The 15,421-nt window shown below is 66.7% G+C and carries 12 protein-coding genes; 8 read left to right on the top strand and 4 right to left on the bottom strand.

What is annotated here, in order from left to right:
• Positions 1 to 14: 14 nt before the first annotated feature.
• From AC0L58_RS03400 to ssb, 3 genes are all read left to right on the top strand, one after another.
• Entirely contained in the window at positions 15 to 1,211 is a 1,197-nt protein-coding gene (locus AC0L58_RS03400) for an MFS transporter (protein WP_473686696.1), read from the top strand.
• A gap of 81 nt (positions 1,212 to 1,292) precedes the next feature.
• Positions 1,293 to 2,270: a DedA family protein/thiosulfate sulfurtransferase GlpE gene (locus AC0L58_RS03405; protein WP_473686698.1), complete on the top strand. Its 978-nt coding sequence runs from the start codon at positions 1,293 to 1,295 to the stop codon at positions 2,268 to 2,270.
• A 162-nt stretch (positions 2,271 to 2,432) separates the two neighbouring features.
• On the top strand, positions 2,433 to 2,930 hold the full coding sequence (ssb, locus tag AC0L58_RS03410; RefSeq protein WP_473686700.1) for a single-stranded DNA-binding protein: 498 nt from the start codon (positions 2,433 to 2,435) through the stop codon (positions 2,928 to 2,930).
• A gap of 100 nt (positions 2,931 to 3,030) precedes the next feature.
• Here ssb and AC0L58_RS03415 read toward each other — a convergent pair whose 3' ends face one another.
• The 3 genes from AC0L58_RS03415 to AC0L58_RS03425 are packed head-to-tail and all read right to left on the bottom strand — an operon-like array spanning position 3,031 to position 8,548.
• Positions 3,031 to 6,078, bottom strand: a complete 3,048-nt coding sequence (locus tag AC0L58_RS03415; protein WP_473686702.1) for an efflux RND transporter permease subunit — start codon at positions 6,076 to 6,078, stop codon at positions 3,031 to 3,033.
• A complete protein-coding gene (locus tag AC0L58_RS03420; protein ID WP_473686704.1) occupies positions 6,075 to 7,151 on the bottom strand; it encodes an efflux RND transporter periplasmic adaptor subunit in 1,077 nt (358 codons plus the stop codon). Before AC0L58_RS03420 ends, AC0L58_RS03415 begins: the two co-directional genes overlap by 4 nt.
• Positions 7,148 to 8,548: a TolC family protein gene (locus tag AC0L58_RS03425; protein WP_473686706.1), complete on the bottom strand. Its 1,401-nt coding sequence runs from the start codon at positions 8,546 to 8,548 to the stop codon at positions 7,148 to 7,150. Before AC0L58_RS03425 ends, AC0L58_RS03420 begins: the two co-directional genes overlap by 4 nt.
• Before the next feature lie 279 nt (positions 8,549 to 8,827).
• Here AC0L58_RS03425 and AC0L58_RS03430 point away from each other — a divergent pair, with 279 nt between their 5' ends.
• Together AC0L58_RS03430 and AC0L58_RS03435 are read left to right on the top strand one after the other, a co-directional pair.
• On the top strand, positions 8,828 to 9,493 hold the full coding sequence (locus tag AC0L58_RS03430) for a response regulator (protein ID WP_473686708.1): 666 nt from the start codon (positions 8,828 to 8,830) through the stop codon (positions 9,491 to 9,493).
• A complete protein-coding gene (locus AC0L58_RS03435; protein WP_473686710.1) occupies positions 9,490 to 10,881 on the top strand; it encodes an ATP-binding protein in 1,392 nt (463 codons plus the stop codon). The genes AC0L58_RS03430 and AC0L58_RS03435 overlap by 4 nt, the downstream gene beginning before the upstream one ends.
• A gap of 37 nt (positions 10,882 to 10,918) precedes the next feature.
• Here the strand turns inward: AC0L58_RS03435 and AC0L58_RS03440 are convergent, their stop codons facing one another.
• Positions 10,919 to 11,545: a phosphatase PAP2 family protein gene (locus AC0L58_RS03440; RefSeq protein WP_473686712.1), complete on the bottom strand. Its 627-nt coding sequence runs from the start codon at positions 11,543 to 11,545 to the stop codon at positions 10,919 to 10,921.
• Positions 11,546 to 11,760: 215 nt separating this feature from the next.
• On the opposite strand from AC0L58_RS03440, the gene AC0L58_RS03445 reads away from it, so the two are divergent.
• The 3 genes from AC0L58_RS03445 (at position 11,761) to AC0L58_RS03455 (ending at position 15,387) form a co-directional block, all read left to right on the top strand.
• Positions 11,761 to 12,969 carry a glycosyltransferase family 9 protein gene (locus AC0L58_RS03445; RefSeq protein WP_473686714.1) on the top strand — a complete coding sequence of 403 codons (1,209 nt, stop codon included), beginning with the start codon at positions 11,761 to 11,763 and terminating at the stop codon, positions 12,967 to 12,969.
• 350 nt (positions 12,970 to 13,319) lie between these two features.
• Positions 13,320 to 13,994 carry a response regulator gene (locus AC0L58_RS03450; RefSeq protein WP_473686716.1) on the top strand — a complete coding sequence of 225 codons (675 nt, stop codon included), beginning with the start codon at positions 13,320 to 13,322 and terminating at the stop codon, positions 13,992 to 13,994.
• Entirely contained in the window at positions 13,987 to 15,387 is a 1,401-nt protein-coding gene (locus AC0L58_RS03455) for a sensor histidine kinase N-terminal domain-containing protein (protein WP_473686718.1), read from the top strand. Before AC0L58_RS03450 ends, AC0L58_RS03455 begins: the two co-directional genes overlap by 8 nt.
• The last annotated feature ends 34 nt before the right edge of the window (positions 15,388 to 15,421 follow it).

The following is a 15,421-nucleotide window of genomic DNA, read 5'->3' on the forward strand; positions in this document are numbered from 1 at the left end:
TGTGGTGTGACGCCGTGAGCAAGCTCAGCAAGGGTGAACTGAAGACTTCCTTTGCGCTCTCCAGCGTGGTCGGCCTGCGCATGTTCGGCCTGTTTCTGATCATGCCGGTGTTCAGTGCCTATGCGCTGCATCTGCCCGGTGCCACGGCGCTGCTGGTGGGTCTGGCCATCGGCATTTACGGTTTCGCGCAGGCTGCGCTGCAGATCCCGGTCGGCCTGTTGTCCGACCGGATCGGGCGGCATGTCACGATCACGCTGGGCCTGCTGGTGTTCATCATCGGCAGCGTGGTGGCGGCGTGCGCGCATGGCATCCACGGCATCATCATCGGTCGCGTGCTGCAAGGCATGGGTGCTGTGTCGGGCGCCAGCCAGGCGCTGGCGGCCGATCACTCGCACGCCGACAACCGCAGCAAGGTGATGGGCATCATCGGCGTCAGCATCGGCCTGGCCTTCGTGCTGGCCATCATCCTGAGCGCACCGCTGGCCAGGATCAGCGGATTGCCCGGCTTGTTCGCGCTGACCGCGGTGCTGGCGCTGGGCGCGATCGTGCTGCTCTGGGTGCTGGTGCCGCGGCCCACCGATCATCGTGCGCCTGCCGCAGCGCGGCCGGGTTCGATGCTGCAGATGCTGGTGAAGCCGCAGCTGATGGTGCTCAACGTGTCGGTGTTCATGATGCACACCATGCTGACCGCGGCGTTCGTTGCCATGCCGCTGATGCTGAAGCGGAACACCGGCATGCCGTTGGGCAGCCAGTGGGAGCTTTACCTGCCCGTGATGGTGGTGTCGGCCGTGATCATGGGCGGCGTGCTGCGCCGGGTCACCTCGGTGGCGGGCAGCATGCGGCTGGTGCTGATCTGCGCGCTGGGCCTGGGGCTGGCCTTGAGTGGCTTCAGTACGGCCGGGAGCGGGCACGTGTTGTTGTGGTTGTCGGCCGTGGTGTTCTTCAGCGCTTTCAACCTGCTGGAGGCCAGCCTGCCGAGCCTGGTGTCGCGCCTGGCGCCGGCCCACCTGCGGGGTGCGTCGCTGGGCGCCTATGCCACGAGCCAGTTCCTCGGTGCCGGCGTGGGGGGTGTGCTGGGGGGGCTGATGCTGCAGCGAGTGGGCCTGACCGCGGTGTTCGCCGCGGCGGCCGCGTTGACGCTGTTGTGGGTGCCGCTGCTGTTGTGGGGGCGCTCCCGGGTCGTCGCTGCGGATGCTCCCGTCGCGGTCTGAGCGTCGACCCTGCACGCAGGTGGGGTTTGAATGCCCTGCCGGACGCCCCCATCAAGCAGGAACCTCACCCGGGGCTTCACGATGGCGCATGACATCATCCTGCTGATTGCCCAGTACGGCCTCTTGCTGGTCTTCCTCAACGTGTTGATCGAGCAGGTCGGCGCACCGGTGCCGGCGGTGCCGACGTTGATGGTGGCCGGTGCGCTCGCAGCCAATGGCAGCTTGCCGCTGGCTGGCGTGGTGGGGCTGGCGTTGCTGGCATGCCTGCTTGGCGACCTGCTCTGGTACTGGGCTGGCCGCCGTTACGGTGGCGGCGTGATGCGCACGATCTGCCGCATTTCATTGTCGCCGGACTCCTGCGTGAAACAGTCCGAACTGCATTTCCAGCGCTGGCGTGGGCAGATGTTGCTGGTGGCGAAGTTCATCCCGGGCCTGTCCACGGTGGCGCCGCCGCTGGTTGGCGCCATGGGTCTGCGGCTGGCGACCTTTCTGTGGCTGGATGGCATGGGTTCGCTGCTGTGGATCGGTGTCGCGGTGGCCCTGGGTTACGCCTTCGCGGGCCAGATCGATGTGCTGCTCGCCGCCCTGGCGAATGCCGGCACCGTGGCGCTGGAACTGGTGCTGGGCCTGCTCGCCTTGTATGTGGCGGTCAAATGGTGGCAGCGCCGGCGGTTGCTGCGCGCACTCGGCATGGCGCGCATCAGTGTCGACGAACTTCATCGCGCGATGGCCGGTGAGCACGGGCCGCTGGTGCTGGACGTGCGCTCCGAGGCAGCCCGACAACTGGACTCCCGACAGATTCCCGGCGCCTTGCTGGCCGGCATGTCCACCGTGGGTGAAGCCGTGCGCGGCGTGCCGCTGGATCGGGAACTGGTGATCTACTGCAGCTGCCCCAACGAGGTTTCCGCGGCGAAGGCGGCGCAGTTGCTGGGGACACTCGGTTACCGGCGCGTGCGCCCGCTGCTGGGTGGTCTGGATGCGTGGGCCCGGGCAGGCCTCACGGTCGACCACCTGTCGCCGGTCAAGTCTGCGGCAAAGGGTGACACCTGCGCCGAATAGATCGTTGACATCCCCGAAGGACGAAGAAGGCAGCCGGCCTACAGACGGACAAGTCATCGACCCGCTGGACGCCGCCCTGGGCGCGGTTATGATAGCGAACCCGAACCACCACTCCGGGCGCAACCACTCCTCAACTTGCGCCCGGCTCAACGAGGAAATCCCATGGCACGCGGAGTCAACAAAGTCATCCTGATCGGCAACCTTGGCGCAGATCCGGAAATTCGCCACACCGGCAGCGGCACCGCCATTTGCAGTTTCACCCTGGCAACCAGCGAATCGTGGACCGACAAGCAGTCCGGCGAAAAACAGGAGCGCACCGAGTGGCATCGCATCAAGATCTTCGGCCGCCTGGGTGAAATCGCCCACGAGTACCTGAAGAAGGGCCGTCAGGTCTACATCGAGGGTTCCATCCGCACCGACAAGTTCACCGGCAAGGATGGCGTGGAGAAGTACTTCACCGAAATCATCGCCAACGAGATGCAGATGCTGGGCAGCAACGAAGGTGGTGGTGGCGGATCGCGTTCGCAGGGCGGCGGCCAGCGCCAGGGCGGCAATTACGGCGGCCAGTCACGTGGCGGCGACAACTACGGCAACGAGTCGCGCCAGTCCCCGGCGGCCGCGCCGGACAGCGGCTTTGCGGATGACGAGATTCCGTTCTGAGACACGCCTGTTTTCGAGAAAGATCCACGGAAGCCCCGCCAGTTGGCGGGGCTTCCTTTTTGGCTGCCAACCCGGATGCGTCCGGAAGGCAGGCGACGGGTCACTGCGCGGGCGTCTTTCGCCAGCACAACAGCGCATAAAGCACCGGCATCACCAGCAATACCAGCGGTACCTGAACCAGCATGCCGGAGATGATGGCGATCGCCAGCGGTTGCTGCATCTGCGAGCCCTGACCGATGGCCAGCGCCAATGGCAGCAAGGTCAGGATCGCGGCCAGGGTGGACATCAGGATGGGCCGGGTGCGGTGCTCGCCGGCTTCGTGCAGGGCATCGTGCAGGTCGTGCTTTGTTTCGGCGTCCTGCAGTTCGGAGAAGTAGAAGATCGCCAGCTCGGTAACGATGCCCACGATCATGGTCATGCCCATCATCGCTGAAATGTTCAACTCGATGCCGGTCAGCCACAGTCCCACGAACACCGCGGGAATGGCGAGCAACGGCATCGCCATGATGGTCACGGCGGCGCGGAAACTTTCGTACAGGAACAGCAGCAAGGTGAACACCAGGGCGATCGCCGCGCCGAACACGACCAGCAGACCGCGAAAGGCCTGCTGCTGCTGCTGATAGGTGCCGCCGAGCTGGTACACGACGCCCTTGGGCAGCAATCCGCCGGTGTTCAGGACCTTCTTCACGTCGGCGATGGCCGAGCCGAGGCTGCGACCACTGATCCGAGCCGTGACCGAAACCGTACGTTTCAGGTCGATCCGCGTGATTTCCGGCTGTCCCTGCACCTCGCTGATGGTGGCCACCCGCGACAGCGGCAGCAGATGGCCGTCCGGCGCGCGTATCAGCAGATGGCCGATCTGGCCGATGTGCCGATAGGAACTCTCCGGCAAGCGCACCCGCACGCCAACCAGCTTGCTGCCTTCCGGCATGCTGGCAGCCACGGTGCCGTTGACGGCGGCGGCGACCTGGTCGGTCACGCTCACCGGATCAAGTCCCTCGAGTGCGGCCCTGGTCGGATCGACCTTGATGGTCAGCGCGTCGCCGGCGGGGTTGATGCCGTCACGCACGCCCACCACGCCTTGGATCCTGCCCACGGCGGCAGCGACTTTCCTGGCGGTGGCCTCCAGCGTGGGGCCATCGGCGCCGGACAACTGCACGTCGATCGGCTGCGGCACGGCGACCAGGTCGCCGATGAGGTCCTCCATCAACTGCGACAGCTCGATGTCGAGACCTGGTACCTGTTTTTCGACCTTGCCGCGCACCTGCTCCATCACTTGTTCGGTGGATGGTCGCGAGCCGTTCTTCAGGCGCACGAAGAAATCGCCGGTGTTGGCTTCGGTCAAGCCTCCGCCCAGTTGCAGGCCGGTACGCCGTGAATAGGTATCCACGTTGGGGTTGGCGCGGATGATCGCCTCGACCTGGCGCAGCAGGCGATCGGTCTCCTGCAGCGAGGTGCCTGGTGGCGAGAGGTAATCGAGGATGAAGCCGCCTTCGTCCATGCGTGGCATGAAACCGGAGCCGACCTGGGTATACGCCACACCGCCAAGAGCCAGCAGCGGCACGATCAGCACCAGCACCAGCCAGGGGCGCTTCAAGCCGCGCGCGAGCGTGTTCTGGTAACCCTGCATCATGCCGCGGGTGAAGCGGCCACGCGGCGGTTCGGCCAGATGCTTCTGGTCGAGGAAGCGCTCGGCCAGCAGCGGTACTGCCACCCAGGTCAGCAGGTAGGAAATGATCAGCGCGCTGGCCATCGTCAGCGACAAGGCCTTGAAGAACGCGCCGGTCACGCCGGACAGGAATGCCAGCGGCACGAAGATGATGATGGTGGCCGCGCTCGATCCGGTCAGCGGGCGGGTGAACTCCCAGGCCGCGCCGGCGATCCGTTCATGCACCTCGCCAGCCCCCTTGCCGACGCGGCGCATGATGTGTTCCAGCATCACGATGATGTCGTCGATGATCAGCCCCACGGCCGCAGCCATGCCGCCCAGCGTCATCATGTTGAAGCTCATGCCCAACACCGACAGCAGCAGCACGGTGATGGCCAGCACCGCGGGCACCACGATCAGCGCAATCAGGATCACCCGCGTGTTGCGCAGAAACAAGAACAGCACCAGGCCGGCAAGCACGATGCCGATCAGGATCGCGTCGCGCACGCTGCCGGCGGCAGCGGTCACCAGCTGGGTCTGGTCGTACCAGTTGGCGATGTGCACGCCCTTGGGCATGGACGGCGCGTAGTCGGCCAGCTTCTGTTTCACGTCGCGGGCGATCTGCACGCTGTTGCCGCCGGGTTGCTGGTACACCTGCAGCAGCACCGCGTTCTGACCGTCGGCGTTCACCTTGATCCACTGCGGCACATGGCCGAGCCGGATGCGGGCCACGTCTTTCAGGCGGACACTGCCCCCTTGCCCCGCGCGTACCACGATATTGCCCAGCGCTTCCACCGTCGTCGGCTGGTTGTCGGCCAGCATCAGATACAACTTGTAATGGTCGGAAATCCGCCCCATCGCCTGGATCGTGGCAGCGTTGCCAACCGCCCTGGTGACGTCGGCCAGACTGAGGTTCAGCGCAAGCAGCTTGCCCGGATCCACATCGGCATGAAATTCGGCCACTTCGCCACCCTGCACGTCGACGTGCGCCACGCCGGTGATGCTGCTCAGCAGTGGTCGCAACTGGTACTTCGCCAGGTCGTGCAGGGCGCTGGGCGAGATGGAATGGGAGCGCAGGCTGTAGCCCAGCTCCGGAAAGGTGGTGGGGTCCATGCGCCGGGTCGTCAACTGGGTGCCCGCGGGTAGCTGCGCCAGCACCTGTCCTGCGGCGCCGTTGATCTCCTGCAGTGCCGCGTTCATGTCGAAGCCCCAATCGAAGCTGACCTCGATCTGCGCACTGCCGCGACTGGTGGTGGACTTCACGCTGCGCACGCCACGCACCCGCCGCACCGCCACCTCGACCGGGGTGGTGACCTGGATCGCCATCTGGTCGGCCGGCCTGTCGCCGGCTTCCAGATCCATCTGCACCCGGGGGAAAGCCACGTTGGGGAACAGCGCCACCGGCATGTAAAACGCGCTGGTCACACCGCCCAGGGCCAGCATCAGGGCCAGGAACAGCAGCGAGCGTCGATGCCGCTGCATCCATGCCGACAAGTTCACGGTTTGGACTCCTGCACCGCGTCGCCGTCCTCGAGTTCGTAGACCCCGTTCACGATGACCCTGGCCCGGGCATCGAGCGGACCGCTGACGCCGACCGGGTCACCTTGGCTGCTGCGCAGCGTCACATCCACGCGTTTGGCCCGGCCATGTTCGACCTGGAACAGGTAGTCACCCTTGTCGTCGTGCAGCACCGCGTCACGCGGCACCGCCCAGGCGGTGAAATCGCTGGTCTGGATACTGGCCTGCAGCGGCGCGCCGACAACCAGAGTGGCACTGGCCTCGGCAGGCAGGGTGACCTGCGCCGGCAGCAGGCGAGTCTGTGGATCGATGGCCGCGCCGATCACGGCAAGCGTGCCGGTCAGGGGCTTGGCGGCGCCGTAGACGGCGTGAAGTTGCACCGTCATGCCGGGGTGCAATCTGGCGCCATCCGGCGGTTGCACGCCGAGCTGGGCAACCAGCGCCTGGCGCGGGGTGAAGGTGAGCAGGGCGGCGTTGGCGGGAAAGCGGTCACCCTGCGCCACGTTGATCGCGGTCACCACGCCGTCGGTCGGCGCAGCGAGGGTTTCCTGCGCGCTGCCGCCGCCGAGCGCACGCTGCGCCTCCAGCGTTGCCCGCGCATCGGCCAGGGCTTTTCGTGCGGCGGCCAGTTGGGATTGCGTCGCCAGCCGCTGGCCTGCCAGTTGCTGCGTGCGGTCCAGCTCCGATTGCGCCGCATCGCGCGCAGCCACCGCTTGCTGGTAGGCGCTGCGGCTGGCCGGATCGGGCGCGATCACCAGCAATGGCTGGCCGCGCAGGACCCGTTCGCCGACGCTTGCCTTCAGTGCCTCCAGTCGGCCGCCGTGGCCGAGGCTGAGCGTGCGTGCCCGGCGCGGGTCGCTGGTCGCGCTTCCCCACGCCTGTACGGTGTCATGGAATACCCGCTGTTGCGCCGGCGCGGTGCTGATGGCGACAACTCCCTTGTTGTCGGCCGCGCTCGCGTCACCACCGCCGCCGCTGCAGCCGATCAGTGTGGCCAGCATCGGCAGAAGCAACAGGAGTGGGCGGGTTATGCCGGGGAAGAAGGTTGGCCTCATGGGGTAGAGCCTTTGACGGAAGTAGCCGCCGGCGCCAGGCCGGTGTTGCCGAGCAGCGCATCGAGAGCGATCGCGGCCGTGGCCTGCTGCTGGCGAAGATCGATGGCGCGGAGGTCGGCACCGAGCGCATTGGCGCGGATGGCCAGGTAGGTCGGCCAGTCGAGCAAACCCTGCTGCCAGCTGTGCTCGGCTGCCCGCCGCGCGCGTGCCAGCGCATCGACGTGGTTGGCCTGCGTGTGCATGGCGGCATCCAGCGTCGCCAGGTCGATGGTGAGTCGATGGATATCGGTGCGCGTCGCGAGCACGCGCGCGTCGTAGGCATCACGCAGCTGCTGGCGTGTGGCTCTGGCGATGGCGATATTGCCGCGGTTGCGGTCGAACAGCGGCAGCGTCAGTCCGATGCTGAAGCCTCGGGTATAGATGGCGCTGGTATCTCGCGCGGTGTTGAGCCCGAGCGTGATGGCCGGGAATTGCGCGCGGATGGCGCCTCGCAGGGCAGCCTCCTGCGAAGCGTAGCCCGCCTGCAGCGCGAGCAGGTCGGGCCGTCGTCGCGGCAAGTCGCCCAGCGCCTGTTGCACTGCCGCTGGCGACGGATTGGTGCGGTAAGGTTCCCCGCTCAACTTCAGTGGCACGTCCGGCGCCAACCCCAGCAGGCCGTGCAGGTCCGCCTCGGCCTGGTGCAGCGCGACGGCATTGTCGGCAAGCCGCTGGCGCACGTCCGCCAGTGCATTCAGCCCGCTGCTTGCGGCATCGTAAGTAAGATTGCCCGCATGCAGCGCCATCTGCACTTGGCGCGTGATCGGCGCCAGGGCAGCGAGTTCCTGCGTCAGGCGCTGTTGCGTGGAGCGCAGCGTGAGCACCTGGTCAAACAGCAGTCGCGCCTTCGCCACGGTCTGCCATTCGGCCCAAAGCAGATCGAGATTGACCTGTCGCGACTGCGCCTGCGCGGCCGCCACGCGGGTGGAGCGGGTGAGCAGGGCGCCGAGATCCGTACTGATGCCCAGGTTGAAGGCCGAGGTGAGGTTTGGCGCGCTGCTGCGCGGAAAATCCTCGCCGAGGCTCAGCTGCGGATCGGGCAGCAGGCCGGCGGCAAAGGCCTGCGCGCGCGACACGCCCAGTGCATCGCGTTTGAGCCTGAGCTCGGGACTGTTGGCCACCGCCAGCGTGGCAAGCTCGGTGACGTCCAGCCCGTCGCCCGGATCGAAGCGATGGGCGGGCAGCCACGGCGTGTCGGCAAGCGGCGCCGCCAGCTCGCCCACGCTCTTGACCCCCTGCACCTTCCCGAGCGGCTCTGCCTGATACGTCGCGCAGCCGCCCAGCGCCAGAGCGATCGCCAGCCACGCGACCAGCCTTGGTCTCGCAGTGCGGCGCAGATGGGTGATGGAGGGTCGAACCATGGTGTCTGGCGTGTTTCCCGGCGATTGAATGGAAAGTGGGAGGAACGTGTCGCGCAACAAGAGCCTGGATCCGTCCCGGTGCGCGGCTCACGAATCCGGGGCGGCCGTGCAACCTTAGCGGCCGCGCCTTTCGATCAGCTTATGAGCGACAAACGGCCATGCCGATCCACATGCCGCGCTCGGCATGCTCGCCACCCTGTCCAGCGTTGCCCTAAGCTTCCACAAAGCGTCGGGGTTCATACTGCAGGGCGTCGGCGGCCTTTGGTAGTGGAGAGATCTGTGCACATCATCCTGGTCGAAGACGATGCCCAGCTCGGCGCCGCCATCCAGCGTGCACTGGAGCGGCTGAGCTACACCGTTACCTGGCTGCGCGATGGTCGGGAGGCCCTGGTTGCGCTTGCCGATGGCAGTGCCGACCTGGTGCTGCTGGATCTGGGCCTGCCGGGTCGTGATGGCCTGGATGTGCTGATCGAGACACGCCGTGCGCATGTGGCGACCCCGGTGATCGTCATGACCGCGCGCGACGGCCTCGATGCGCGGGTGGCCGGCCTGGACGCCGGCGCCGACGACTACCTGGTGAAGCCGTTCCATCTGGAGGAACTGGCCGCGCGTATCCGGTCGCTGATGCGACGACAGCACGGGCTGGCCGACAACCGGCTGGAAGCCGGTGCGCTGAGCATGGATCTGGCCAGTGCCGAGGTCAGTTTCCGCGGTGAGCGGCTGGACCTGACCCGGCGTGAATTCGCGTTGCTGCAGGCATTGATGGAGCGGGCCGGCCGCATCGTTCGTCGCGAGGCGCTGGAAAATTCCATCTACGGCCTGGACAACGTCGTTGGCCGCAGCGCCCTGGAGGTGCTGGTGCACGGGCTTCGCCGCAAGCTCGACGCAGACATCCTGCAGACCGTGCGCGGCTTCGGCTACATGCTGATCCGGAATCCACAATGAGGGCAGCAAGCCTGCGGCGCCGGCTGCGCTGGCTGGTCACGGCGGTCATGATCGCGGTGCTGGTGCCGGTGGGCATCTTCAGCTTCAATGCCACCTTGCGCGAGATCAACGAGTTGTCCGACGGTCGTCTCGCCCAATCCGCCCACACCCTGCAACTCCTGCTGCGCACCACCGGAATCGATGCGCTCGCCTCGCCGGCGGGCAAGCTGGGGGATTTCAACGGGTCATCCGACGCCACCATTTCAGTGGGGCACGGCACGTTCGAGACCGAAGTGGCATTCCAGGTGATCGACGCGCACGGCCAGGTGCGCCTGGCTACCGCCAACTTCGCAGGGCTGCCGCCACCGCCGGCCAGCGACGAAGGGTTTCGCAACCTTCGACTCAATGGCTACCGCTGGCGCACGTACACCCTGTGGGACCCGCAAAGCGGCACGCGCATCCGCGCCGCCGAGCGCTACGACAGTCGGCGCGACATCCTGCACGCGCTGCTGCTGGATCACTCGCTGCCACTGCTGATCGGCCTGCCATTGATTGCACTGCTGGTGGGCTGGGCCGTGCAGCGCGGCTTGCGTCCACTCGAGCAGCTTGCGCGTCTGCTCGCCGTGCGCGCGCCTGGCAGTCGCGAGCCGATCACACTCTCGCCAGCGCCGGCCGAACTGCGCCCGGTGATCGACGCGCTGAACGGCCAGCTGGGTTTGCTCGAGGATGCGCTGGAGCGTGAACGCCGCTTCAGTGCCGATGTTGCGCACGAGTTGCGCACGCCGCTTACCACCAGCCTGATCAGTCTGGAGGACGCGCAGGGCAACAAGGATCCGGCCGAGGCGGCGGCCACGCTGGAGCAGGCGCATGCGGCGCTCAACCTGCTGGCACGGCGGGTCGAGCAGTTGCTGGTGCTGGCACGGCTCGAATCCGGAGCGGCGGACGGCACGCGCGAGGTGGTCGACCTGGCGCCGCTGGCGATGGAGGTGGTGGACGAACTGGCTCCCGTGATTGCCGACGCCCGGGTGGACATGTCCCTGCAATTGCCCGATGCGCCCGTGCACGTGGCCTGCTTTCCCGCCGGTATCTCGGCGCTGCTGCGGAATCTGGTCGAGAACGCGTTGCGGCATGTGCCGGGTGGCGGCCGGGTGGAACTGGCCTTGAGCCATGCCGGGGGGCGCGTGCGCATCGACGTGACCGACGACGGCCCGGGCATTCCGCCCGAGCGCCGCGCCGATGTGTTCGCACGCTTTCATCGAGAGGCCGGCGGTCGTGGCGACGGCTACGGGCTTGGACTGTCGATCGTGCAGCGCGTGGCCCAGTTGCACGGCGCCGAGATCGCCTTGCTCGATGCGCCATGGGGACGCGGCTTGCGGGTCGAGGTCACGTTTCCGCGCGGTGCAAGATGACATCGCCGGTACCGCGACACGTCGCCGCAACGGATGGCTATTTGAAGTGGTGCACGAAACCGACCTGGAATCCGCCGGGGAGCCAACCCAGGATCAGCGGAGAGTGGCGTCTGGCGGCCCAGATGCCAAAGCCGGTGCCGACCGCAGCCGCCACCAGCACGTCGCTCTGCCAGTGTCCGCGCGTCTTCATGCGCGCCACGGCGTCATACGCGGGCAACAAGGCCAACGCGTACACCGCCGGGTGATCGTGGCCGTAGTTGACGATGAACGGAGTCACGGCTGCCGAAATGGTCGACACCTCGCCGCTGGGAAAGCTTTGCGCCCCCGAACTCTTGAACCATTCGTCCGGGTTGCTGGTGGCCGAAGGGCGCTCACGGCGGAAGACGTGTTTGGTGGCGGTCACGGTCACGCTGGTGAGCACCATCGCATCCACCGAGCGCCAGAACGTATCGCCGAGCTTGTTGTCGTCGCCGAAGGCCAGCGCACCGCCGGCAACAGTGAGTATCGTGCCGTACATCAGTACCTTCTGGTTGTCGCGTTTCCAGATGCCGCTGTTGTCGTAGTGCAGCCGATGGTCGATGCCAAACGGGCCGCCCGCGGCCTGGGCGGCACTGCTTGCCGCAAGCAGAGTCAGGACGAGCAGGTATGCCGTCAACGTGCGCATGGTGATGCTCCCTCTCGGCGAGGCCAATAGCGACCCTCTGCGCGCAAGCATCCTCGGCCATGCTTTCGCCTGGCTTACACACGCCATCGCGTTGCATGCGCGCGCGTCGCAGTGGCACAGCGAGAGCAGCGCACGGCTGCATCGTGCTTCAGTGTCGTCGTTGTTACGGAGTCGTTAGAAAGACTGCGAAAAGGCACCGGCTCTACGGTGGCGTCATGAAAGCCACTTCAATCGCGTTTGAACAATCACCAGCTGCCGGCGCATGGCTGTCGGCAGTGACCTCCGGTTCGGTCTGGGATCGCTTGCGTCGCCTTGCGGTCGGTTCGTCGTTTCGCCGCAGCTTCCACCGCTTGAACGACGACTTGTGCGAGCCAGGTGGCCTGCCTGCCCACGGCATCCATCGCGTGCTGATCTGTCGTCCCAACCATCGGCTTGGCAACGCGGTGCTGCTGAGTCCGCTGATCCGGCAAGTGGAACTGCTCTACCCGGGGGCCGAGATCGACATCCTTGCCTCGGAGGTTGCCTCGACACTGTTCGCCAATCGGTTCCGCGTACGCAAGGTGTTCGCCGTGCCGCGCAGGGTGGCGCGGCATCTGCCCGGCACGTGTTCATTGCTGCGCGAGCTGCGCCGACAGCGGTACGACCTGGCGATCGACGCATGCCACGGCTCGCAGTCCGGGCGTCTCGCACTGGGCATGGCCAGGGCGCGTTACAAGCTGGGATTTCCCGATGCCGAAGCGTATCCCGACTCGGCATGGCGCATGCTCGACGCTCCGGTACACCACGCCTTGCGCAGCGTCTATCTGCTGCGCGCCGCCTACTCGGGACGCCGACCCGACACACCGTTTCCAGCGCTGGACATAGGGCTGAGCCAGGACGAAAAATTGCAGGCTGCACCTGTGCTGGCCAGCCTGTGCCCGCAGAACGACCGCCGCAACGTGGCGGTGCTTGGCATCTTCACCAACGCCACCGGTCGCAAGCGGTACGACGAGGCCTGGTGGGCGATTTTCCTGGAAACCTTCCGGCAGCGCTGCCCCGAAGTGCAGATCGTCGACCTGGTTGCTGCCCACGGTACTTCCCAGATCGGCGGGAGGTTCGTGCCGTTCTACACGCAAAACCTCCGGCGACTGGGCTCGCTGATCGCCAACATGCAAGGCTTCATCAGCGCCGATTGCGGTGTCATGCATCTGGCCGCCGCAAGCGGGACGCCGACGCTCGGACTTTTCAACACCACCGACCCTGCCAAGTACGCCCCCTATGGTCCGGGCAACGAGGCGCTGGACACGCACGCGCTGGCCCCCGGCGAGGTCGCCATGAGGGCGGCGCGCTGGTTCAGACGCGTGCAGTCCGACCATGCGGGCGGCATAGGGTCGGCGGCGACCGAAAATCGTTCGGCGTCGGACACGCTGCGCGCATCGACGTGAAGGCGCGGGCAGGGATACCCCGGGCGCTGGATTTTCCCGGCCGGATGGGCTGCAGCGAGCCGGGCTTTCACCCCGGGGCATGTCGCGGCGAGGTGGTCGCAACCGGCTTCCGCGAAAGGGATGCACGGCGGAAACTTCGCAAGCCATAAGGTGCAACTAAGCCGCGCGTCGCACACTACGTCCAGCGGAGGGTACAGGTCACTTGGATACCCCTGCCCTTGCCGACAATCGGCCAGCCAGAATCGTCCCCGCCGTGCCGCTACATGACCCGCGTTCGCCGCACCCGTGGAGCAGGGTGGGCCAAGCGTCTTTCGATCGCGCAGCGCCCGTGTTACCGCCAGGAATCGTTCATGCGTATTCTGCTCGTTGAAGACGACACCTCCATTGCCGCCGCCATCGTGGCGACGCTCCGGGGCGACGCACATGCGGTGGATCACGTCATCGACGGTGTCATGGCCGAGCACGCGCTCAAGGATGTCGATTACGACCTGGTGATCCTGGATCTCGGCTTGCCGCGACTGGATGGCACCGAGGTATTGCGCTCGCTGCGTGGCCGTCAGGTCCCGGTACCGGTGCTGGTGATCACCGCTCGCGATCAACTCAATGACCGCGTGCGCGTGCTCGACCTGGGCGCGGACGACTACCTGGTGAAACCGTTCGAACTGGCCGAGTTCGAGGCGCGCGTGCGCGCCCTGCTGCGTCGATCACTGGCACGTGGCGCCCAGCACTTGATGATTGGTCGTCTGCGCCTGGATATCCCGGGCCGGCGCGCCTGGGTGGACGACCGGGCGCTGGACCTGACGGCCAGGGAGTTCGGGCTGGTGGAGGCGCTTGCCGCGCGCGTGCGCCGGGTGACCAACCGCGCCCAGCTGATCGAGGCACTTTGCGCCTGGGATCAGAACCTCACCGACAACGGACTGGACATCGCCGTCCATCGCGTGCGGCGAAAGCTCAAGGGAAGCGGGGCCAGTGTGCGTACCATTCGCGGGCTGGGCTACCTGCTGGAAGAAGACAAGCATGCGTGAGCGCACCACTGTGCCGAAGTCCCCCAGCCTGCGTCGGCGCCTGCTGCTGTTCCTGCTCGTTCCGATGCTGGCGCTGCTGCTAGTCGACGCCGGCGTGACGTATGCCGTGGCGTTGAGTTACTCCAACCGGGTTCACGACAGCGACCTTGCCGACGACGTACGCACGCTGGCACAAATGTTCCTGTCCGAGCGCATCTCCGGCGACCTTTCGGCACAGGCGCGGTTCCTGCTCGAATACGATCCGGACGGGCACAATTACTACACGGTGCGCAGCAACCGGCGCGGGCTGCTCAGCAGCAACGATCCGTTTCCGCAACCGGCCGCGCCTCCGGTCGGCGGCAGCCCCCGGCTGTTCGACTCGAGCGTCAACGGCAAGGCGCTGCGTGCGGCCGAGCTGAGCATCCGCTCTCCGGACGATCCCGCCGAAATACTGACGGTGAGCATTGCCGAGACGCTGCACGACCGGCACGAACGTGCACGACAGATCCTGTTGCTGACAGTGCCGCTGCAGACGATCCTGATACTCAGCATGCTGTTGCTGGTCTGGCTCGGCGTCACCCGCGGGCTGCGCATCCTGCAACCGTTGACCCGGCGCCTGGCCGCACGCGAACACGAGCTCGGGCCGATCAGCGACACCGACGTGCCGGTGGAAATCCTGCCGCTGACGCGCACCATCGACGGCCTGTTTGCACGGCTTGGTACCGTGCTCGCGCTGCAGGAACGTTTCATGGCCGACGCCGCGCATCAACTGCGTACGCCGCTGGCTGGTCTGAGCCTGCATGCCGAGCGTGCGCTCACCGGGGTCAGCCCGGAAACGGTGAAGGACGCGCTCGAGCATATTCACCGGCTGACCCAGCGCACCGCGCGAACCTCCACCCAGCTGCTTGCCCTGAACCGTGCGCAGAACCCGTGGCACGAATCGCAGCACAACCAGCCGGTGGATCTGGCCCGCGTGGTGCCGGAGCTGGTTGCCACCCGCATCCACGAAGCGCTGCAGGTGGAGATCGACCTGGGCTACAGCGGTCCCGACGAGCGCGCCCTGGTGAGCGGCGATGTGGCCAGTCTGCAGGAGCTGGTGGACAATCTGATCGACAACGCCTTGCGTTACGCCGGTACGGGCGCGCGGGTAACGGTGAGCGTGCTGCCGCTGCCCGACCACGGCGTCCTGCTGCAGGTGGAGGACAACGGACCGGGCGCGCCGCCGGAGGTGCTGGCGCGGCTGGGTGAGCGCTTTTATCGTGCACCCGGCGCGCGCGAGGGTGGTACGGGCCTGGGCCTGGCCATCGTCCAGCAGATCGCCGGCAAGCACCACGCCAGGGTGGCCTTCGGTGCGGCGTCGGGGGGCGGCCTGCGGGTGACGGTGCAGTTCCCGCCCCTGGCGAAAAGTTCGTGAAACACTCCGGATGCATACTGCCGTGATGATGTGC

The organism is Rhodanobacter sp. G2-10 (assembly GCF_055809185.1).

Bases quoted from the DNA above. Each gene is read 5' to 3' on its own strand.
- AC0L58_RS03405 (WP_473686698.1), top strand. From the start codon at position 1,293: ATGGCGCATGACATCATCCTGCTGATTGCCCAGTACGGCCTCTTGCTG.
- ssb (WP_473686700.1), top strand. From the start codon at position 2,433: ATGGCACGCGGAGTCAACAAAGTCATCCTGATCGGCAACCTTGGCGCA.
- AC0L58_RS03420 (WP_473686704.1), bottom strand. From the start codon at position 7,151: ATGAGGCCAACCTTCTTCCCCGGCATAACCCGCCCACTCCTGTTGCTT.
- AC0L58_RS03425 (WP_473686706.1), bottom strand. From the start codon at position 8,548: ATGGTTCGACCCTCCATCACCCATCTGCGCCGCACTGCGAGACCAAGG.
- AC0L58_RS03435 (WP_473686710.1), top strand. From the start codon at position 9,490: ATGAGGGCAGCAAGCCTGCGGCGCCGGCTGCGCTGGCTGGTCACGGCG.
- AC0L58_RS03440 (WP_473686712.1), bottom strand. From the start codon at position 11,545: ATGCGCACGTTGACGGCATACCTGCTCGTCCTGACTCTGCTTGCGGCA.
- AC0L58_RS03445 (WP_473686714.1), top strand. From the start codon at position 11,761: ATGAAAGCCACTTCAATCGCGTTTGAACAATCACCAGCTGCCGGCGCA.
- AC0L58_RS03450 (WP_473686716.1), top strand. From the start codon at position 13,320: ATGCGTATTCTGCTCGTTGAAGACGACACCTCCATTGCCGCCGCCATC.
- AC0L58_RS03455 (WP_473686718.1), top strand. From the start codon at position 13,987: ATGCGTGAGCGCACCACTGTGCCGAAGTCCCCCAGCCTGCGTCGGCGC.